This window comes from Vibrio sinaloensis DSM 21326 (assembly GCF_000189275.1).
In the GTDB taxonomy this organism is placed as follows: domain Bacteria; phylum Pseudomonadota; class Gammaproteobacteria; order Enterobacterales; family Vibrionaceae; genus Vibrio; species Vibrio sinaloensis.
Map to the genome: position 1 here is coordinate 146,669 of NZ_AEVT01000067.1, position 19,610 is coordinate 166,278.

Below are 19,610 nucleotides of genomic sequence, written 5' to 3' on the forward strand. Positions count from 1 at the left end.
TAGGAAGTCCCCGGAGGGAAAATGGTTAGCCGCTTATAATATCAGCCAATTGGCTTTGTCAAAAGCATTCAATGGTAGTTACTGTTATTAAGTTATCCGATACCGTGAACTTAACGTTCAGATCGAACAAATTTACCGCATATTCCTTGTCGTCTGGCTTGTTTTTCTTGTAAGCCGGGCGAGGATCTTGAGCGAGAACTTGTTCGATAACCGTTTTAACATAGTCAGTATCACAGCGCTTGGCGAGCGTAGCTAATGAGAGGGCTGAGAAGCCGACCTGTGATGTTTCGGGTTCATCGTCGGCATAACCACCTTGTGCCTCGGGGACCGAATCTGAGTAGGGGATGTAGGGCTTAATATCAATGATGGGGGTGCCATCGACAAGATCTACGTTGCCCAGATCCACATAGATTTGATCGCCTTGCTTGCTGATGCCTTTGACTTCAACTGCAGACATGCCAATGCCATTTGGCCTGAATGTCGAACGGGAAGCAAAAACACCAATCCGTTCATTGCCACCCAAGCGAGGTGGCCTGACAGTGGGTTTCCATCCCGCGTCTAGATTTTTATCAAACACAAACAGTAGCCAAACGTGAGAGAACTGCTCTAAGCCTCTGACGGATTCTGGGGTATTAGCTGCACCACATAGTTTGACTCGAGAGCGCGCAGCAGGCACCAACCTAGGCTGACGAGGAACGGCAAACTTCTCTTTGTAAGGGCTTTCAATAAAACCGATGGGCTCTACAGAATACATTTGTTCTCTCTCTCATTGTTAATGTCGCAAAAGTACCACAAAAAAAGCTAGCTTTCTCAGATGATAATGATTAACATTTAAAATGTTATAACATAACAGTTTATATATTGAGGTAACTATGCAACCTAACATTCATCCAGAATACCGAACCGTTGTTTTTCACGATACCAGTATCGATGAGTACTTTTTGATTGGTTCTACATTGCAAACTGATCGCACTATTGAGTGGAAAGATGGCAAGACATACCCGTACTTCACGATTGAAGTCTCCTCTAAATCTCATCCTTTCTATACCGGTAAACAACGTGTCATTCACCAAGAAGGCCGTGTGGCAAACTTTAAACGTCGTTTTGGTCAGTTCGCAAAAGGAGGCGAATAAATGAAAGTCGTCAAATCTCTTAAAAGTGCCAAAAACCGTCATCCGGATTGTCAGATAGTGAAGCGCAGAGGGCGTTTATACGTAATTTGCAAAACCAATCCAAGATTCAAAGCGGTGCAAAAATAGCACTTAAGTATTGGCTCTGTGAATTGTATATCTATGAATTATAATTCTATTTATAAGTTTCATGGCAGTTATAATTGCTAGGTTTATGTGCAAAAAGCGTTAAAAAATGCGGTTTGTTACACGTTTTGTAACATTTTAGATTTCATTTCATACTGCTTGTCGAGTAACCTGCGCAGGCTTTGTTGACATATTTGTCACAATTGCACAGGAATAACTACAAGGAGGGAACAGATGAGTTCATCTGCTTCGATTAAACGAAATTCACCAAAGAAGCCGTTATTTACGCGCTTTCTAGATACCGTTGAGTATTTGGGGAACCTTTTACCCCACCCAATCACGCTTTTTGCCATTTTCTGTGTTGCGATTCTCGTAACCTCAGGCATCGCCGGATATTTTGAAGTCTCAGTTGTTGACCCACGTCCTGAAGGGGCTAAGGGCCGCGCAGCAGATGGCATGATTCATGTTGTCAGTTTGCTGAATGCTGATGGCTTACAGCTTATCGTTACCAATCTAGTGAAAAACTTTGTTGGCTTCGCACCGTTAGGCACCGTTTTGGTGGCGATGCTCGGTGTAGCGATCGCTGAACACTCAGGCCTATTGTCTGCAGCAATGCGCGGCATGGTCATGGGCGCATCTAAGCGTATGGTAACGGTTACCGTTGTATTTGCTGGTATCATCTCTAATACAGCATCAGAGCTTGGCTATGTGGTCTTAATTCCACTTGCAGCGATGTTGTTCCACTCTTTAGGTCGTCACCCACTTGCAGGTCTTGCTGCGGCATTTGCTGGTGTTTCTGGCGGCTACTCAGCAAACCTTCTTATCGGTACCGTTGATCCTCTGCTTTCAGGTATTACTGAAACAGCGGCGCAAATGATTGACCCGACTTACACGGTTGGCCCAGAGGTTAACTGGTACTTCATGTTCGTCTCTACTTTCTTCATTGCGATTACTGGTGCGTTTGTTACCGAGAAAATCGTTGAGCCTAAATTGGGCAAATATAATGATGAAGAAGCGTCGGAAGACTTGTCTAACGATTCTATGGGCAAGCTGACGGCAATTGAGAAAAAAGGTCTTAAATTGGCTGGCCTCGCTATCCTTGTGGTATCTGCGTTGCTCGCTTGGACGATTGTTCCTGAAGACGGTGTGCTGCGCTCTGACGCTGGCACGGTCGCAGGTTCGCCTTTCTTGAAGAGTATCGTGGCATTCATCTTTGTCTTCTTTGCTATTCCTGGCTTTGTGTACGGCAAAGTTACTGGTTCAATGAAAACAGACCGTGATGTGATTGATGCAATGGCGAAGTCAATGTCTTCAATGGGCATGTACATCGTACTGGTCTTCTTCGCGGCTCAGTTCGTTGCTTTCTTCAAGTGGACTAACTTTGGTCAGGTATTCGCGGTAGCGGGTGCAAGCTTCCTGCAGGAAATTGGTTTAACTGGTCCAATGCTGTTCTTCGCATTTATCCTGATGTGTGGCTTTATTAACTTAATGATTGGCTCAGCTTCTGCTCAGTGGGCGGTAACGGCACCAATCTTCGTACCAATGCTTATGTTGGTTGGTTACGCACCAGAAACAATTCAGGCGGCTTACCGAATTGGTGACTCTACCACCAACATTATTACGCCGATGATGAGTTACTTTGGCCTTATCCTTGCGGTGGCAACTCGCTACATGAAGAACCTAGGTATTGGTACGTTAATCGCAACCATGCTGCCATACTCAATCTGCTTTATTGTAGGTTGGAGCTTGCTGTTCTACCTATGGGTATTCGTGTTCGGTCTACCTGTTGGCCCTGGTGCGGCAACGTACTACACGCCATAGATCTGACAGCGATAAAGATGTTAAGCCGGAGCCTTTTCTCCGGCTTTTTCGTTTGCGATGTCTTCAAATGACGCTGAGCCCAGTTTGACAACCTGATAGGTTGAACTTTACTTAGCGTAATGAGGGTGACTGGGAGAGGTTATGGTCGTTCAATGTGGGCGTTATGCTGTCAACAGAGTAGTACTAAGTTTGTTACCGTCACTCACTTTGTCTGTGTTGCATGTGTAAATACCAAACTGCCGCTCTGCTCATCACTGTCTTGTTTTCCTTTTGGGTGAGTGCCAAACCACTGGAGCTAGTGACGTTAGATTATCCGCCTTATGTTGTTGAGCAAGAAGGGGAGCTATCAGGGGTGGCGATAGAGTTGGTTGGAAGCGTGTTTGATGAGCTTGGTGTCGCGGTTTCAATTGAAGTCCTGCCTTGGGCTCGCGCTCTTAGCAATGTCCAGTTTGGTCGCTCCGATGCCATTTTTACAGCCTTTAAGACGCCTTCCCGTGAAAAATTTGCCGATTACAGTCAACAAGTACTGTTTACACAAAACATTAGTTTAGTGGTTAAGAGAGGCAGCCAAATCCGCAGTGCTGATTTTGTTCAAAGTGATGTCTCTGATGTTGCTATTTGCGCCGTCAATCGAGTGAGCTATGGGCCGGAAATGGATGCCCTATTGGCGGATAGGCGATTTCGTATCATTTTTTGGCGCAACATGGCCGAAGATTGCGCTCGTTTAGTGATTGCTGAGCGCGCTGATGTTTGGGTAAATAATGACTTTGGTGCACGCAGCATTCTTGCCAGTGAGGAGATGGAACAAGAGCTGGAGATTCTTTCTCCACCTATCGAGGCGACCCCAAGTTACATCGCTTTTTCTAAGTTGAGGAACCGACAAGAGTTGCGCGATCAATTTGATCAGGTGTTACGCGCGATGAAGCAGGATGGGCGGTATGAGGCGCTGATTGATGCTTATTTTGAACGCTTAAGAGCAGAACGCAAAAAAGAAAAGGGCTGACGCATAAACGTCAGCCCTTGATATTTCGCTAAATGCGTTGGTGATTACCAACCTTTTACGACACCGCCTTGGAAGATGTCAGAGGCAGCCTTGTACACTTCTTCTGTTTGGTAAGACTTAACGAAGTTTTGCACGTTTTCTGCATTTAGGTTCTCTTCACGAGACACGATTAGGTTTACGTATGGAGACTCTTTATCTTCAACAAATACACCATCTTTTTGAGGCGTTAGGTTGATAGAGCTTGCGTAAGTCGTGTTGATGACTGAAAGCGCAACATCATCTAGAGAGCGAGGAAGCTGTGCAGCGTCTAGCTCAACGATAGTGATGTTTTTCGGGTTTTCAACGATGTCACGTACTGTTGCAAGCAGACCTACGTTTTCACGCAGTTTAAGTAGACCTTGTTGCTCAAGTAGTAGCAGAGAGCGACCTAGGTTTGTTGGATCGTTTGGTACAGCAATGCGCGCACCGTCTTGAATTTCATCAACAGCTTTCACTTGCTTAGAGTAACCAGCGATTGGGTAAACGAAGGTGTTGCCAGCGATCGTCAGTTTGTAGCCACGGTCAGCAACTTGCTGATCTAGGTATGGCTTATGTTGGAACGCGTTGATGTCGATAGAGCCATCGTCAAGCGCAGCATTTGGTGTTACATAATCTGTGAAAGTAACCAGTTCAACGTCTAGGCCATATTTCTCTTTTGCTACTTTTGCAGCCACTTCCGCAACTTGTGCTTCAGCACCTGCCATTACGCCGACTTTGATCTTGCTGTTGTCTGCAGCTTGTTCGCCACAACCAGATAAAACCAGTGCCGATGCAGCGGCAGCAATAGCCAATAGGCCTTTAAGATTGAATTTCATGACTTTCTCCTTGTAATAAATCGAGTAATTTTTATCTATGGTCAACGCGGCGTACGATGGCGTCACCTATGGATTGAATAATTTGTACCAGCACAATCAGCATCACGACAGTTACAGCCATAATGACCACATCGTAACGGTGGAAGCCGTAGCGAATCGCAACATCGCCCAGACCGCCACCACCAACGGTCCCCGCCATCGCTGAGTAGCTAACTAAGGTAACCAAGGTAATGGTTACAGAGTTGACAATGGTAGGCATTGCTTCAGGAAGCAGTACCTTCGAAATGATTTGTAGTGGCGTTGCCCCCATAGATTGGGCCGCTTCAACTAAGCCAGTTGGTACTTCCAACAAGGCCCCCTCAATAAGGCGAGCAACAAACGGGATTGCACCAATCGTTAAGGGTACGATCGCTGCGGTCGTGCCAATAAAGGTACCGACCAAAAGCTTAGTCACAGGAATGATGGCAACCATAAGCACTAAGAAAGGGACTGAGCGACCAATGTTCACGATTGCGCCGAGCACACCGTTAAGTTTGGTGTTCTCAAGTAACCCACCTTTTTTGGTGGTGTGGAGAATCACGCCAAGCGGAATACCGACAGCAAAGCCGACGATTCCGGCAACCGCAACCATGTATAGCGTTTCCCAAGTTGCACCGAGGAGAAGATTACCGTTCAGGCTGAGCCATTCTGCAACTGTATTAAAGGACATAACCAAGCACCTCTACTTTTACATTGTGTTCGCGCAGAAACTCGATTGCTGCGTTGTCATCTTGTTCATTACCAAAGAGTTCGGCGACCATCATGCCGAACTTTACGCCACCGGCGTAATCAAGATCGGAGCTTAGGATGCTGACATCTATGTTGAACTTACGTGCAATTTGCGTCATCAAAGGGGCGTCGACAGTCGCACCAGTAAACTCTAAACGCACCAATGGGTAGCTGCCCTCCACGCGCGTTTGCTGTAAGCGAGCTTGATAGTCTTCAGGAATAGACAAATCCAAAGTAGAACGAATGAATTGATGGGCAAGATCAGTTTTTGGATGGGCAAAGATTTCGCCTACCGTCCCTTTCTCAACCAACTCACCACCGCCAATGATCGCTACTTGGTGGCAGATGCTTTTCACCACATCCATCTCATGCGTGATCAGCAGCATGGTGATGTTGAGTTTGCGATTGATCTCTTTGAGTAGTTCAAGAATCGATTGAGTTGTTGCGGGATCTAATGCGCTGGTCGCTTCGTCGCACAGCAGCACTTTAGGATCGGATGCCAGAGCACGCGCAATGGCAACACGCTGTTTCTGACCACCACTCAGGTTTGAAGGGTAGCTTTCATGCTTGTCTTCCAAGCCAACCAATTTAAGTAGCTCCGTCACTTTGCTGATGATTTTGCTGTTTTCTACACCAGCTAGCTCAAGCGGTAATGCCACATTATCAAACACTGTACGTGAAGAAAGTAGGTTAAAGTGCTGGAAAATCATACCGATATTTCGGCGCGTCTTACTCAGTTCAGACTTGGATAGTTTAGTCAGATCGACACCATCGACAACAATCGAACCACTGGTTGGTGCTTCTAGCATGTTCACACAACGAATAAGAGTGCTTTTCCCTGCTCCAGACGAGCCGATAACGCCGAAAATCGTTCCTTGAGGAATAGAGAGGTTAATGTCTTTCAAGGCATTTATTTCCTTTGTACCTTGATAGAAAACCTTGTTGACTTGATTAATTTCAATCATCGAGAAACTCGCTAATCAGATTTGTTTGGCAGCAGTAGATAATTTTGAACTACATCTCATTTAGTAGATGATGCTATGGTTTCGTCTGATTTCTGTCAATAGATATTTTTACGTCTAGACGTCTAAATGGTTATTTTGCTCTATCGATTGGTAATTAGATAGTGATGAAAGAAATAAAGCGTGCAATAATTCTTAGTACAACCAGTAAATAGAGAAGCAAATTTTGGCTAAACCAGCAGTCTTTTTAGATCGTGATGGCGTGATTAATGTCGACCACGGCTATGTGCATGACGAGCACGATTTCGAGTTTATTGATGGCGTTTTTGAAGCGACCAAGAAGTTCCAAGAGATGGGGTACTTGCTTGTTTTAATTACCAATCAGTCCGGAATCGCACGTGGCAAGTTTAGTGAAGACCGCTTCTTATCATTGACCCAATGGATGGACTGGAATTTCGTCGACAATGGTGTTGAATTCGATGGTATCTACTACTGCCCGCACCACGCAGAACATGGTTTAGGCAAATACAAAGAAGAGTGTGAATGTCGTAAGCCCAAGCCAGGTATGTTCAATTCGGCTCGTGATTTTCTGAAAATTGACATGGCCAACTCAGTGATGGTTGGTGATAAAGCGGAAGATATGATGGCGGCTGAAGCGGCGGGTGTTGGCACTAAAATATTAGTTCGTACGGGTAAACCCGTCACTGAGCAAGGTGAGGCCTTGGCTACGACAGTATTAGATAGCATCAAAGAAGTACCAGCCTATCTGGCAAAATAAATGTGAAAGGGTCGCCGAGTGCGACCCTTTACGTTTGGAGGTAGCCATGAAATATCGTATGTTACTTTTGATCGCTGCAAGCATTACGCTGTTTGGATGTTCGCAATCCGCGCTGGAATCCACCGACTTTACGGGCGAGTTCACTCAGTATCAGTGTGACTCCGCAAAAGCATTTCAAGTAGGGTATATGCCATCCCAGAACAAAGCGTTACTTTTGTTATCAGAGACGCGTTACCGTCTGATTCAAGTTCCGTCAGGCTCTGGTACCAAATACATTCTAGACGATGGAACTGCAGAGAAAATTAATCCCGTGACCTTGTTTACCAAGGGGGCGGATGCGCGTTTAGAGCTTGGCCGAGTGATCTATAAAAACTGTCAAATTGTCGATTAGCCACTCGACATCCCACTGGGGGCTGCGGCTCCCTCTGTATTACTATCGCGAGAATCTCCGTTATTTATGAGTAAAAAATTAACCATTCTTGATATTGCCAAGCTATCTGGGGTTGGGAAATCCACGGTATCCCGGGTGCTAACCAATGATCCGAAAGTTAAACCTGCAACGCGTGCTAAAGTGGAGCAGGTGATTCAAGAATCCGGTTATGTCCCCTCTAAATCTGCTCAGGCGATGCGTGGTGGCAGCCAAAAGGTTGTTGGAGTGATCATTTCTCGTCTTGATTCTCCGTCAGAAAATCGTGCGGTTGGCAGTATGCTCAATACGCTCTACGCCGCCGGCTATGATGTTGTTATTATGGAGAGCCAGTTTGATCGCAGCAAAACCAATGAACACCTCGAAGTGCTGAAAAAGCGTAATGTCGATGGGGTAATCGTGTTTGGTTTCAGTGATTTCGATATCGAACGTTTGAAAAGCTGGCAGAACAAAAGTGTCGTGATCGCCATGGACACCGACGTGGTGTCTTCAATCAACTATGACAACAGAGGGGTGATCACCCAAGCATTAGACCACTTAGAGCAGCAGTCATTAACGGATATCGCCTTTATCGGGGTTGATCCTAGCGATAGAACGACAGGGCAACTTCGCCTCGATGCTTATTTAGAGTGGTGCCAACACAAAGCACTGACACCTTGCTACCAAACAGGCCACTTAGATCATGAAAGTGCTTATGCCTTGGTTGATAAAGTCCTAAAAGCGGGTACCCAAGCGATTGTTTGCGCCAGTGATACCTTAGCTCTTGGGGTTATTAAACGCCTTCAAGAGTTGGATCGAGAAGAGGTGATAGTGACAGGTGTTGGGGGCAATGAGTTGCTCTCGTTTCTTTTCCCGAATGTATTCAGTATCGACCCCGGTTATGCCACTGCCGGAGAAAGAGCTGCTAACCTATTGATCTCTCACATAAATGGCGAGTCTGAGCTGGTTCATATTACTCAACGCCCAGTACTTCACTAAGTCATTATTTTCAAAGTGAATTAAAATTATACTGTGATCTCATTCAATTAATGGGACTGTTCCCATTTTTATCTGATATTAGATCTGACAATATAATGAACACAAATGGGAACATTCCCATAATTATAAGAAACCGAATCGAGTCAGTTTAAAAGTCTGATATTTGAACAAGACAAAATGAGAATCCAATTAGGGTGGACATGGATATGAGTAAGATTGCGAAACACGATGTGGAGCGTCTGATTGAGTTAGTCGGTGGACGCGACAACATCGCGAGTGTAAGCCACTGTTTAACACGTCTTCGCTTTGTGTTGAATGACACAGAAAAAGCCAGTGAGAAAGAGCTTGAAGCTCTGCCTATGGTGAAAGGTTGCTTTACCAATGCTGGCCAATTCCAAGTGGTGATTGGTACCGAAGTCGATGAAGTTTATAAGGTGTTGATTGAGCTGACTGGGCAAAAGGCCGCGTCGAAAGATGAAGCCAAATTGGCTGCGCGTCAGAACATGAACATCCTAGAGCGTGGCATCTCCCATTTAGCTGAAATTTTTGTACCACTGCTTCCTGCGATCATCACGGGTGGTCTCATCCTAGGTTTCCGTAATGTGATTGGTGACATCAAGATGTTTGATGGTCAGTCACTGACTGAAATCAGCCAATTTTGGGCGACTGTCCACAGCTTCTTGTGGCTAATTGGTGAAGCGATTTTCTTCTTCCTACCGGTTGGTGTGTGTTGGTCTACCGTGAAGAAGCTTGGCGGAACGCCGATTCTCGGTATCACATTGGGTGTAACTCTGGTGTCACCACAACTAATGAATGCCTATCTGATTGGTAAACAAGTACCTGAGGCGTGGGACTTTGGTTTGTTTGTGATTGAGAAAGTTGGCTATCAAGCGCAGGTCATTCCAGCCATGCTTGCAGGTGTTGCGTTGGCGTTTATTGAGACGAACTTAAAGCGCATCGTTCCATCGTACCTTTACCTAGTGGTTGTGCCATTTGTCTCTATCATTCTTTCTGTTGTCCTCGCGCACTCGCTCATTGGCCCATTTGGCCGCGTACTGGGTGATGGTGTGGCATTCGCCGCGAAAGCAGCAATGACGGGTGATTTCGCCGTTATTGGTTCAATGGTATTTGGTTTCCTATACGCACCTTTAGTTATCACTGGTATTCACCACACGACCAACGCGGTAGACCTGCAACTCATGCAAGACTTGGGTGGTACACCAATCTGGCCTTTGATTGCACTTTCAAATATCGCTCAAGCATCGGCGGTTGTTGGCATCATCATTATCAGCAAAAAGCATGGTGAACGAGACATTTCGGTACCCGCTGCTATCTCTGCTTATTTAGGTGTGACTGAGCCAGCGATGTACGGCATCAACCTTAAGTACAAATTCCCAATGTTGAGCGCAATGATTGGTAGTGCAATCGCAGCGGCAATTTGTGGTAGTGCTGGCGTAATGGCCAACGGTATCGGTGTTGGTGGTCTGCCAGGCATCCTATCGATTCAACCACAGTTCTGGGGTATCTATGCCATCGCAATGCTAGTCGCGATAGCCCTTCCAGCTGCATTGACTCTGTTCTTCTACAAACGTGCAGAATCCAAAGGCGAGCTAGAAACAGCGAACGCTTAACAACATTCAACCTATTTTTGAGTGGCGGCAAATAAAGTCGCCACTTCTTTTTAAGATTCCTTTTTTGGTAAGTGAGTTTAGAAATGACTGTCATCACTAACGACGCAAATTGGTGGAAAACCGCCTCTATCTATCAGATATACCCTAAGAGCTTTTGCGACAGTGGAAGCCAAGGGACTGGAGATATCCAAGGCATTATTTCTAAGCTTGATTACCTAAAACTGCTCGGTGTTGATGCGATTTGGTTAACACCTGTGTACCAATCGCCGATGATTGATAATGGTTATGATATCTCGGACTACTACGCGATTAACCCTGATTTTGGCAGCATGGAAGATTTTGACTTGCTGTTGTCCCAAGCACATCAACGCGGTATTCGAATTATTATGGATATCGTTGTCAACCACACCTCAACAGAGCACAAATGGTTCCAATCTGCTTTGGGAGACAAGAACAGTCCATATCGCGACTACTATATTTGGAAAGATCCTGTCGAGGGCGATGTCCCTAATAACTGGCAATCCAAGTTTGGTGGCAGTGCATGGGAGCTTGATCAACAAACGGGGCAGTATTTCCTGCACTTGTTCGCCAGAGAGCAAGCCGACTTAAACTGGGAAAACCCGCAAGTCCGTGCTGAGGTTAAAGAAGTGATCAGCTTTTGGGCAGAAAAGGGGGTAGACGGATTCCGCTTGGACGTGATTAATCTCATTTCTAAGCAGCAAGACTTCCCAAGTGATGACATCGGTGATGGACGACGCTTTTATACTGACGGGCCGCGAGTGCATGAGTATTTGCAAGAGATTAGCCAAGCCGTGTTTCAGAAGTACGGTAGCGTGACTGTGGGTGAGATGTCTTCTACCACCCTGGAACATTGTCAGCAGTACTCTTCTCTAGATAACAAAGAGTTATCTATGGTGTTCAACTTCCATCACCTTAAAGTGGATTATCCAAATGGTGAAAAGTGGACGAAAGCCCCATTCGATTTCTTACAGCTAAAACAGATCTTCAATCATTGGCAAACGGGTCTTAATGGAAAAGGTTGGGGAGCGTTGTTCTGGTGTAACCACGACCAACCACGTGTGGTCAGTCGACTCGGAAATGATCAAGCTTATCGCGTTGAAGCAGCCAAAATGCTGGGGGCTTCTGTACACATGATGCAAGGTACGCCGTACATCTATCAAGGTGAAGAGATCGGGATGACCAACCCAGGTTATACGTCTATTGAGCAATATCGTGACGTAGAAAGTACCAACATGTACGACATCATGGTTAATCAGCAAGGTGTCGATCATGAGGAAATGATCGCGATACTGGCACAGAAATCTCGTGATAACTCTCGAACGCCGATGCAATGGAATGATACGGAGTTCGCTGGTTTTTCAAGTGGACAGCCTTGGTTAGAGGTCGCGAGTAATTACCGTGAGATCAATGCGGACAATGCGGTGGCAGATGAGAATTCGGTATTCTATTTCTATCAACGATTGATCAAATTACGTAAAGAGATTGAGGTGATCACCACTGGTAACTATGTGGATCTTTACCCGCAACATTCAGCAGTATTTGGTTATCAGCGCCAATCAGAGAATCAAACTTTGATCTGTCTGAATAACTATTACGGCGAAGAGACCGAGTGCGTGTTGCCTGAGCAGTTTGATTGCGCAAGTGCGCATTATGTATTGGGTAACTATGACCTTGCTGAGCAGGCGGTGTCGCAGCATCAAGTTTTGCGACCATACGAAACACGTATTATCCTTTTAAGTAACTAACACCCCCTATAGTTAGTTAGCGCCTCGACATTTTGTCGGGGCTTTTTTGTAGGCAATAGAAATAGGGGAACGTGTTCAAGTTTAAGGTACAAAATTCAGATACAAAAAAACCAGCTCAATGAGCTGGTTTTCTGTATATGGTGGAGGGGGACGGATTCGAACCATCGAAGGCAGTGCCAGCAGATTTACAGTCTGATCCCTTTGGCCACTCGGGAACCCCTCCAGGGTGTTTTCTTATTCTCTAGTGGAATAAGCTTAAGTGATGTTTTCCCAACACATCTCTCAAGTGCGGAGCGAATCATAGCAAACTCGCTCAAGCTGTAAAGCGTTTTCTTATAATTTTGAACTGAATGGTGCCTTTTTGGGCAAAGCTGGTAGGAAATGACCATTAAGCTCAAACAATCAACGGCTTTGCTTACAGAAATTTTAATCCTCTTTACATTACTTGACGTTTGTATTGCGTATAAAGGGCTACAATAACTCGAGTTTATCCATGCAGAATGCCAACATGAAAAGTAAAATTGTTCTGAGTCTTCTTTCTCTATCTATCCTTGCAGCGACACCCACGGCAATCGCCAAAAGGCAGGGACCTTCTGTGGTAACTGTTGTTACCGAACAAGTGCAAACCCATCAAGTATCCCAATCTCTTTCTCTTGTCGGAAAGCTTGAAGCTGAGCAGTCGGTTATTATCTCGCCAGAGGTGGCCGGCAAGGTCGATGTCATCGCGGTTAAAGCGAATCAGGACGTGACAAAAGGGCAACTGTTGATTCAGCTAAACGACGATAAAGCGCGTGCAGCGGTTGCAGAAGCGCAAGCCTATTTGAAAGATGAGCAGCGTAAATTGAAAGAGTTTGAACGCTTGGTCAAGCGTAACGCGATCACTCAAACTGAAATTGATGCTCAGAAAACCAGCGTTGATATTGCCAGTGCAAGGCTAGATGCGGCTAATGCCAATCTGAAAGACTTACACATTTCCGCCCCCTTTGCTGGCACGGTAGGGTTTATTGACTTTAGCCGCGGAAAATTGGTCAGTGCGGGGACAGAATTGCTGTCACTGGATGACCTGTCTGTGATGCAACTCGATTTACAAGTACCAGAGCGCTACCTATCGCAGCTTTCTCGTGGAATGAAGGTCATTGCAAACAGTGCTGCGTGGCCCGGAGCCAGTTTTGAAGGTGAAGTGGTCGGCATTGATTCTCGCATCAATCAAGAAACCCTCAACCTAAGAGTCCGTATTCACTTTGACAACCCAACACAACAGCTAAAACCAGGGATGTTGGTTTCTGCAGATATGGATTTTCCAGCCATTGAAGCGCCGATCATTCCGGTACAGGCCCTGGAATATTCAGGAACCAAGCGATACGTTTACGTGGTTGGTGACGACAACACCGCGACGCGTACCCAGGTGGTGTTAGGGGCTAGGGTTGGCAACCAAGTTGTGATCGATCAAGGTTTGGACATTGGCGAGAAAATCGTTGTGCAAGGTATTGTGAATATGCGCAATGGAGTAACGGTTGCTGAGCTAGGTAGCGATGGCCGTCCGAAAGTCGCGAAAAGCCAACAAGAGGCGGATAAATAATGCTGCTGTCTGACGTTTCTGTGAAGCGGCCAGTTGCCGCGCTTGTCCTCAGTTTACTGTTGTGTGTGTTTGGTATTGTATCGTTCAGCAAACTGGCGGTACGCGAAATGCCGGATATCGAGAGCCCGGTTGTCTCTATCAGCACCCGATATGAAGGGGCTTCAGCAACCATTATCGAAAGCCAGATTACCTCTGTGTTGGAGGACCAGTTATCGGGCATCAGTGGCATTGACGAGATCTCTTCAACTACGCGTAACAGCAGTTCAAGAATCACGATTACCTTTGAGCTGGGTTATGACCTTAACACCGGAGTTAGCGATGTACGAGATGCGGTCGCCAGAGCCCAACGCTCGCTGCCCGATGAAGCCGACGATCCTATTGTATTTAAAAACAATGGTTCCGGTGAGGCTTCGCTGTACATCAACTTAAGCTCTTCAGAAATGGACCGCACCCAGTTGACGGACTATGTCGAAAGGGTACTGATGGACAGATTTAGTCTCATATCGGGTGTCAGCTCAGTGGATATATCTGGTGGCTTGTACAAAGTAATGTACGTTAAGTTAAAGCCAGATCAAATGGCAGGACGTGGTGTTACAACGTCTGACATTACTTCGGCACTGCGCAGCGAAAACATCGAAAGTCCGGGTGGTGAGGTTCGCAATGATCAGATCGTTATGTCGGTTCGGACTGCGCGTAGCTATAACCAAGCCGAAGACTTTGAGTACCTAGTGGTAAAGAGGGGCAGTGACAATTCGCCAATCTATCTAAAAGATGTGGCCGATGTGTATATTGGCGCTGAAAATGAAAATTCGACCTTTAAAAGTGATGGGGTCGTCAATGTAAGTATGGGAATTGTGCCTCAGTCAGACGCGAACCCACTTGAAGTTGCTGATTTAGTGCATAAGCAAGTTGAAGACATTCAGCAATTTTTGCCTGAAGGAACTCGCTTAGCCATCGATTACGATTCAACGGTGTTTATTGAGCGGTCCATCGCAGAAGTGTACAGCACGCTGTTTATCACTGGTGGTTTGGTCATTCTGGTTCTGTACATCTTTATCGGTCAGGTTCGAGCGACGTTAATTCCAGCGGTGACTGTACCCGTATCCTTGATATCGTCGTTTATTGCCGCTTACTACTTTGGTTTTTCGATCAACCTCATCACACTAATGGCGCTGATCTTATCCATTGGCTTGGTGGTTGACGATGCCATTGTGGTGGTTGAGAACATCTTCCATCATATTGAAAACGGGGAGAAGCCTCTGCTGGCGGCCTACAAAGGAACTCGAGAAGTCGGCTTCGCGGTTATCGCGACAACCTTGGTCCTGGTGATGGTGTTCTTACCGATCTCTTTCATGGATGGAATGGTTGGCTTGCTGTTTACCGAGTTTTCGGTATTGCTTGCGATGTCGGTGATTTTTTCTTCTTTAATCGCATTAACGCTCACCCCTGTGCTGGGCAGTAAATTGCTTAAAGCGAATGTGAAACCTAACCGCTTCAATCGCTTTGTGGATCGCATGTTTGGTCGATTGGAAAAGGCGTACCGAAAAATGTTGGCGGGTGCGCTGAAATGGAAGTGGGCTGCGCCACTTATTATTTTGTCTTGTATCGGCGGAAGCTGGGGGTTGATGCAGCAAGTCCCTGCTCAGCTCACACCGTCTGAAGACCGAGGCGTTATCTTTGCTTTTGTTCGAGGAGCGGATGCGACCAGTTACAACCGAATGGCCGCGAATATGGATATCGTTGAAGAGCGATTGATGCCGTTGTTAGGCCAAGGTTTCTTAAAGTCATTCAGCATCCAATCTCCGGCATTTGGTGGCAATGCAGGTGACCAAACGGGATTCGTTATAATGATTCTGGAGGACTGGAATGATCGCGATGTTACGGCTCAACAGGCATTAGGCCAAGTAAGAAAAGCGCTCTCTGGAATGGCAGATGTCCGTGTGATTCCTTTCATGCCAGGTTTTAGAGGCGGCTCAAGTGAGCCTGTTCAGTTTGTTCTGGGAGGCAGTGATTATCCAGAGCTAAAACAATGGGCGGAAAAGCTCGAACAGCTAGCGGAAGAGTCTCCATTTATGGAAGGTGCGGATATCAACTACTCAGAGAAAACACCTGAGCTGGTGGTGACCGTTGACAAGCAACGAGCAGCGGAGCTAGGAATCAGTGTGTCAGACATCTCAGACACCTTGGAGATCATGCTGGGCGGTAAGAGTGAAACGACGTATGTTGAGCGTGGTGAAGAGTACGACGTTTACCTTCGTGGTGATGAAGACAGCTTTAATAACGCATCGGATTTAAGTCAGATCTACATGCGTACGTCGTCTGGCGAGCTGGTCACTCTCGATGCTGTTACCAAGATAGAAGAGGTAGCGTCTTCCATCCGTTTGTCTCACTACAATAAGCAGAAGGCGGTGACAATCACGGCCAACCTTTCAGATGGCTATACATTGGGTGAAGCGCTCGATTATCTTGACCAGCAAGCCATCGAGTTGTTACCCGGCGATATCTCAGTGAGTTACTCGGGCGAATCGAAGGATTACAAAGAAAACCAGTCGAGTATTCTGCTTGTTTTTGCACTGGCATTACTGGTGGCTTATCTTGTTCTTGCCGCTCAGTTTGAAAGCTTTATCAACCCATTGGTCGTGATGTTTACGGTTCCTATGGGCGTATTTGGCGGGTTCCTTGGTTTATTCTTTATGAATCAGGGGCTCAATATCTACAGCCAGATAGGTATGATCATGTTGATTGGCATGGTGACCAAAAACGGCATCTTGATTGTTGAGTTTGCCAACCAGCTTCGCGACCGAGGTATAGAGTTTGAAAAAGCGATTATTGATGCTTCTGCACGTCGTTTGCGTCCAATCATGATGACGGCATTTACTACCTTGGCTGGTGCCATTCCTCTGATTATTTCTACAGGGGCTGGCTATGAGAGCCGAGTGGCTGTGGGTACGGTGATTTTCTTTGGAATGGGGTTCGCTACCTTGGTGACCTTGTTTGTTATCCCTGCGATGTATCGCTTGATTTCGGCCAGTACGCAAGCGCCGGGCCATGTAGAAGCTGAATTGAATCGAGAGCTGAGCCACGACGTAAAAGCGCGCTCGTCGCATGGAGAACTTAGCTAATAATGAACGGCAGAGATAGTGCCGTATAGGAACTCTGACGAAAAAGGGTTGGTACTCACTACCAACCCTTTTGTTTTTCATTATTAGCCGTAATTGACACTGTACCGCGTCGGCTTGTGGTTCATTGCCAATACTAAGTTCAATGCAATCGCGCCAAGAATCGATAGTCCGATCACTTTTGGCGAAACAAAGAAGAAAGAAGCGAACAATATACACATATCAATTGCCAGCTGAGACTTACCAACTGAGATGCCAAACTTGTCTTGAATAAAGAGACACAGCACGTTGAAACCGCCTAGGCTTGAGCGATGACGGAATAAGATCAACATACCCAATCCCATGAGTAAGCCCCCAGCGACTGCGCAATACACTTCATTGATGGTGTCGAGACTGATCACTAGGTACAGGTGATCGGCAAATATCGACACCAATGCTCCTGAAATCGCACTATTAAACGCAAATCGCGCCCCAAAGCGCTTCCACGCCAACAAGTAAAAAGGACAATTCGCGATAAAATAGAGGGTACCGAACGAAATTGAGACAAACTGGCTGACTAGTAGAGCTAACCCCGTCGTTCCTCCGGTGAGCAGTGAGGCTGATTGTAAAAAGAAGACCCCTTGGGTGACTAAAAACGTACCTGTTAAAATGGCAACCCAATCTTCTCGTCGTGAGTGTTTTTCCATCAATTTGAAATTTAACTAGTAAATAATGGCGTGCATACTATTTAAAAAATAAGGATTTCGGTAGCTTGAAGGGCAAATTTAAGGTAAACCTATGTAATTATCGTTTTACGGGGTGTAAAGGTCAGATTTGACACTTGCTACGCACAGAGTCGTAAAAAGGGTTATTATGACAATCCTCGAAAGACATCATGAAAAATCTGCATGAGAAAAAATGAATTTTTCTCTTTATGAGCTAGATCAATTTATGTAGAATGCGCGTCATTAGCTTGATGCAAACGTTTGCGTTAGTGTCATAAACAGGTTTTTCGCCAATTTCAGTCTAAATCTGAGTCAGGAGATACAGATGCTTAAGCGTGATATGAACATCGCAGATTACGATGCGGAACTGTTCGCAGCAATCCAGGAAGAAACTCTTCGCCAGGAAGAACACATTGAACTTATCGCTTCTGAAAACTACACCAGCCCACGTGTAATGGAAGCGCAAGGTTCTCAGTTGACAAACAAGTACGCTGAAGGTTACCCAGGCAAGCGCTACTACGGTGGTTGTGAGTACGTAGATAAAGCTGAAGCTCTTGCGATTGATCGCGCGTGTGAACTGTTTGGATGTGAATACGCGAACGTACAGCCTCACTCAGGCTCACAGGCTAACAGCGCTGTTTACATGGCTTTGCTTAACCCAGGCGATACCGTTTTAGGTATGAGCCTTGCACACGGTGGTCACCTGACTCACGGTTCACCAGTAAACTTCTCTGGTAAGCACTACAACGTTATTCCTTACGGTATCGATGAAGCTGGTCAAATCAACTACGATGAAATGGAGCAACTTGCTCTAGAGCACAAACCAAAGATGATCATCGGTGGTTTCTCAGCTTACTCGCAAATCGTTGATTGGGCTCGCATGCGTGAAATCGCAGACAAAGCAGGTGCTTGGTTATTCGTAGATATGGCTCACGTTGCTGGTCTTATCGCGGCAGGTGTTTACCCAACGCCAGTACCACACGCGCACGTTGTGACAACAACAACGCACAAAACACTAGCAGGTCCACGTGGTGGTCTAATCTTGTCTAACGCTGGCGAAGAGATGTACAAGAAGCTGAACTCAGCAGTATTCCCTGGCGGTCAAGGTGGTCCACTTATGCACGTAATCGCAGGTAAAGCGGTAGCGTTCAAAGAAGCAATGGAACCAGAGTTCAAAGAGTACCAAGCACGCGTTGTTAAGAATGCAAAAGCGATGGTTGCTCAGTTCCAAGAGCGTGGTTACAAAATCGTTTCTAACGGTACGGAAAATCACCTGTTCCTAGTTGATCTCATCGATAAAGACATCACAGGTAAAGATGCAGACGCAGCACTAGGTGCAGCAAACATCACAGTAAACAAGAACTCAGTACCAAACGACCCACGTAGCCCATTCGTTACTTCAGGTATCCGCGTAGGTTCTCCAGCAATCACTCGCCGTGGTTTCACTGAAGCAGACGCAACTGAACTAGCAAACTGGATGTGTGACGTTCTAGATAACATCGGCAACGAGCAAGTTATCGAAGCAACCAAAGCGAAAGTACTGGAAATCTGTAAGCGTCTTCCTGTTTACGCTTAATTGCTTTTCGCATTATTTAAAGCCCCTCTTTGTAGGGGCTTTTTTGTGTGCAATGTTTTTGCTTGGCTAAATATCAATTTATGCCATTCTCCATTATTACTGTATCGCGTAGCACTAAATTTTCTTTTGCACTCAGTAGTTTCTGGAAATTCTACCCTTGTCCCATCATTTTGGAATCGATGTTGAATAATGGCTAGTTAGACTTTATAAGACGGTTAATCTTGGTGAATTCATAAAGGGAGAGTTGAATGCGACCAACCAAAGAGAACTTAACTAAGCTGGTAGGCAAGCAGATTGAGATGGATATCCGTCTTACAAGCCAGCCGGAAGACAGCCCTAATGGTTACTTAGAAAAACAGTATGGGGTTACGATTCTCGAAAGAACGGT

General features: G+C 45.9%; 17 protein-coding genes and 1 tRNA gene. 12 read left to right on the top strand and 6 right to left on the bottom strand.

The genetic code is table 11. From position 1 onward, the window contains the following. Positions 1–58 precede the first annotated feature (58 nt). Complete coding sequence (gene tsaA / locus RH45_RS12175) at positions 59–754, bottom strand: tRNA (N6-threonylcarbamoyladenosine(37)-N6)-methyltransferase TrmO (RefSeq protein WP_008077559.1); 696 nt, start codon at positions 752–754, stop codon at positions 59–61. Positions 755–872: 118 nt separating this feature from the next. On the opposite strand from tsaA, the gene RH45_RS12180 reads away from it, so the two are divergent. From RH45_RS12180 to RH45_RS12195, 4 genes are all read left to right on the top strand, one after another. Beyond that, the gene (locus RH45_RS12180; protein WP_008077560.1) at positions 873–1,133 is read left to right on the top strand and encodes a type B 50S ribosomal protein L31; all 261 of its coding nucleotides are present in this window, start codon (positions 873–875) and stop codon (positions 1,131–1,133) included. After that, complete coding sequence (ykgO, locus tag RH45_RS12185) at positions 1,134–1,259, top strand: type B 50S ribosomal protein L36 (RefSeq protein ID WP_004744821.1); 126 nt, start codon at positions 1,134–1,136, stop codon at positions 1,257–1,259. Positions 1,260–1,490: 231 nt separating this feature from the next. Continuing rightward, positions 1,491–3,077, top strand: a complete 1,587-nt coding sequence (locus tag RH45_RS12190; protein WP_008077561.1) for an AbgT family transporter — start codon at positions 1,491–1,493, stop codon at positions 3,075–3,077. 220 nt (positions 3,078–3,297) lie between these two features. Further along, positions 3,298–4,080, top strand: a complete 783-nt coding sequence (locus RH45_RS12195; protein ID WP_008077562.1) for a substrate-binding periplasmic protein — start codon at positions 3,298–3,300, stop codon at positions 4,078–4,080. Positions 4,081–4,124: 44 nt separating this feature from the next. Here the strand turns inward: RH45_RS12195 and metQ are convergent, their stop codons facing one another. From metQ to metN, 3 genes are read right to left on the bottom strand one after another with little or no spacing between them, the layout of a single operon-like run. Further along, on the bottom strand, positions 4,125–4,934 hold the full coding sequence (metQ, locus tag RH45_RS12200; RefSeq protein ID WP_008077564.1) for a methionine ABC transporter substrate-binding lipoprotein MetQ: 810 nt from the start codon (positions 4,932–4,934) through the stop codon (positions 4,125–4,127). A gap of 31 nt (positions 4,935–4,965) precedes the next feature. Beyond that, entirely contained in the window at positions 4,966–5,643 is a 678-nt protein-coding gene (locus tag RH45_RS12205; protein ID WP_008077565.1) for a methionine ABC transporter permease, read from the bottom strand. Then, positions 5,633–6,667 (bottom strand): methionine ABC transporter ATP-binding protein MetN, encoded by a 1,035-nt coding sequence (gene metN, locus RH45_RS12210; protein WP_008077566.1) that lies wholly within the window; start codon positions 6,665–6,667, stop codon positions 5,633–5,635. The genes RH45_RS12205 and metN overlap by 11 nt, the downstream gene beginning before the upstream one ends. A gap of 223 nt (positions 6,668–6,890) precedes the next feature. On the opposite strand from metN, the gene gmhB reads away from it, so the two are divergent. The 5 genes from gmhB to treC all read left to right on the top strand — a co-directional run bounded on the left by gmhB (position 6,891) and on the right by treC (position 12,244). Next, the gene (gmhB, locus tag RH45_RS12215) at positions 6,891–7,442 is read left to right on the top strand and encodes a D-glycero-beta-D-manno-heptose 1,7-bisphosphate 7-phosphatase (RefSeq protein WP_008077567.1); all 552 of its coding nucleotides are present in this window, start codon (positions 6,891–6,893) and stop codon (positions 7,440–7,442) included. Between the two features lie 46 nt (positions 7,443–7,488). After that, entirely contained in the window at positions 7,489–7,833 is a 345-nt protein-coding gene (locus tag RH45_RS12220) for an MliC family protein (RefSeq protein WP_008077568.1), read from the top strand. A 66-nt stretch (positions 7,834–7,899) separates the two neighbouring features. Continuing rightward, entirely contained in the window at positions 7,900–8,847 is a 948-nt protein-coding gene (gene treR / locus RH45_RS12225; RefSeq protein WP_008077569.1) for a trehalose operon repressor TreR, read from the top strand. A gap of 206 nt (positions 8,848–9,053) precedes the next feature. Continuing rightward, entirely contained in the window at positions 9,054–10,478 is a 1,425-nt protein-coding gene (treB, locus tag RH45_RS12230) for a PTS trehalose transporter subunit IIBC (protein ID WP_008077570.1), read from the top strand. 83 nt (positions 10,479–10,561) lie between these two features. Then, positions 10,562–12,244: an alpha,alpha-phosphotrehalase gene (gene treC / locus RH45_RS12235; protein ID WP_008077571.1), complete on the top strand. Its 1,683-nt coding sequence runs from the start codon at positions 10,562–10,564 to the stop codon at positions 12,242–12,244. A gap of 138 nt (positions 12,245–12,382) precedes the next feature. Here the strand turns inward: treC and RH45_RS12240 are convergent. Next, a tRNA-Tyr gene (locus RH45_RS12240) sits at positions 12,383–12,467 on the bottom strand. 285 nt (positions 12,468–12,752) lie between these two features. On the opposite strand from RH45_RS12240, the gene RH45_RS12245 reads away from it, so the two are divergent. Both RH45_RS12245 and vexH read left to right on the top strand, forming a co-directional pair. After that, positions 12,753–13,823 (top strand): efflux RND transporter periplasmic adaptor subunit, encoded by a 1,071-nt coding sequence (locus RH45_RS12245; RefSeq protein WP_039958574.1) that lies wholly within the window; start codon positions 12,753–12,755, stop codon positions 13,821–13,823. Next, on the top strand, positions 13,823–16,945 hold the full coding sequence (gene vexH / locus RH45_RS12250) for a vibriobactin export RND transporter permease subunit VexH (RefSeq protein WP_008077573.1): 3,123 nt from the start codon (positions 13,823–13,825) through the stop codon (positions 16,943–16,945). The genes RH45_RS12245 and vexH overlap by 1 nt, the downstream gene beginning before the upstream one ends. 83 nt (positions 16,946–17,028) lie before the next feature. Here vexH and RH45_RS12255 read toward each other — a convergent pair whose 3' ends face one another. Next, positions 17,029–17,628, bottom strand: coding sequence for a YitT family protein (locus RH45_RS12255; RefSeq protein WP_008077574.1), 600 nt, complete (start codon positions 17,626–17,628; stop codon positions 17,029–17,031). 343 nt (positions 17,629–17,971) lie between these two features. Here RH45_RS12255 and glyA point away from each other — a divergent pair, with 343 nt between their 5' ends. After that, positions 17,972–19,222, top strand: a complete 1,251-nt coding sequence (gene glyA, locus RH45_RS12260; RefSeq protein ID WP_008077575.1) for a serine hydroxymethyltransferase — start codon at positions 17,972–17,974, stop codon at positions 19,220–19,222. Positions 19,223–19,610: the final 388 nt, after the last annotated feature.

Bases quoted from the DNA above. Each gene is read 5' to 3' on its own strand.
- tsaA (WP_008077559.1), bottom strand. From the start codon at position 754: ATGTATTCTGTAGAGCCCATCGGTTTTATTGAAAGCCCTTACAAAGAG.
- RH45_RS12180 (WP_008077560.1), top strand. From the start codon at position 873: ATGCAACCTAACATTCATCCAGAATACCGAACCGTTGTTTTTCACGAT.
- ykgO (WP_004744821.1), top strand. From the start codon at position 1,134: ATGAAAGTCGTCAAATCTCTTAAAAGTGCCAAAAACCGTCATCCGGAT.
- RH45_RS12190 (WP_008077561.1), top strand. From the start codon at position 1,491: ATGAGTTCATCTGCTTCGATTAAACGAAATTCACCAAAGAAGCCGTTA.
- RH45_RS12195 (WP_008077562.1), top strand. From the start codon at position 3,298: ATGTGTAAATACCAAACTGCCGCTCTGCTCATCACTGTCTTGTTTTCC.
- metQ (WP_008077564.1), bottom strand. From the start codon at position 4,934: ATGAAATTCAATCTTAAAGGCCTATTGGCTATTGCTGCCGCTGCATCG.
- RH45_RS12205 (WP_008077565.1), bottom strand. From the start codon at position 5,643: ATGTCCTTTAATACAGTTGCAGAATGGCTCAGCCTGAACGGTAATCTT.
- metN (WP_008077566.1), bottom strand. From the start codon at position 6,667: ATGATTGAAATTAATCAAGTCAACAAGGTTTTCTATCAAGGTACAAAG.
- RH45_RS12220 (WP_008077568.1), top strand. From the start codon at position 7,489: ATGAAATATCGTATGTTACTTTTGATCGCTGCAAGCATTACGCTGTTT.
- treR (WP_008077569.1), top strand. From the start codon at position 7,900: ATGAGTAAAAAATTAACCATTCTTGATATTGCCAAGCTATCTGGGGTT.
- treB (WP_008077570.1), top strand. From the start codon at position 9,054: ATGAGTAAGATTGCGAAACACGATGTGGAGCGTCTGATTGAGTTAGTC.
- treC (WP_008077571.1), top strand. From the start codon at position 10,562: ATGACTGTCATCACTAACGACGCAAATTGGTGGAAAACCGCCTCTATC.
- RH45_RS12245 (WP_039958574.1), top strand. From the start codon at position 12,753: ATGAAAAGTAAAATTGTTCTGAGTCTTCTTTCTCTATCTATCCTTGCA.
- vexH (WP_008077573.1), top strand. From the start codon at position 13,823: ATGCTGCTGTCTGACGTTTCTGTGAAGCGGCCAGTTGCCGCGCTTGTC.
- RH45_RS12255 (WP_008077574.1), bottom strand. From the start codon at position 17,628: ATGGAAAAACACTCACGACGAGAAGATTGGGTTGCCATTTTAACAGGT.
- glyA (WP_008077575.1), top strand. From the start codon at position 17,972: ATGCTTAAGCGTGATATGAACATCGCAGATTACGATGCGGAACTGTTC.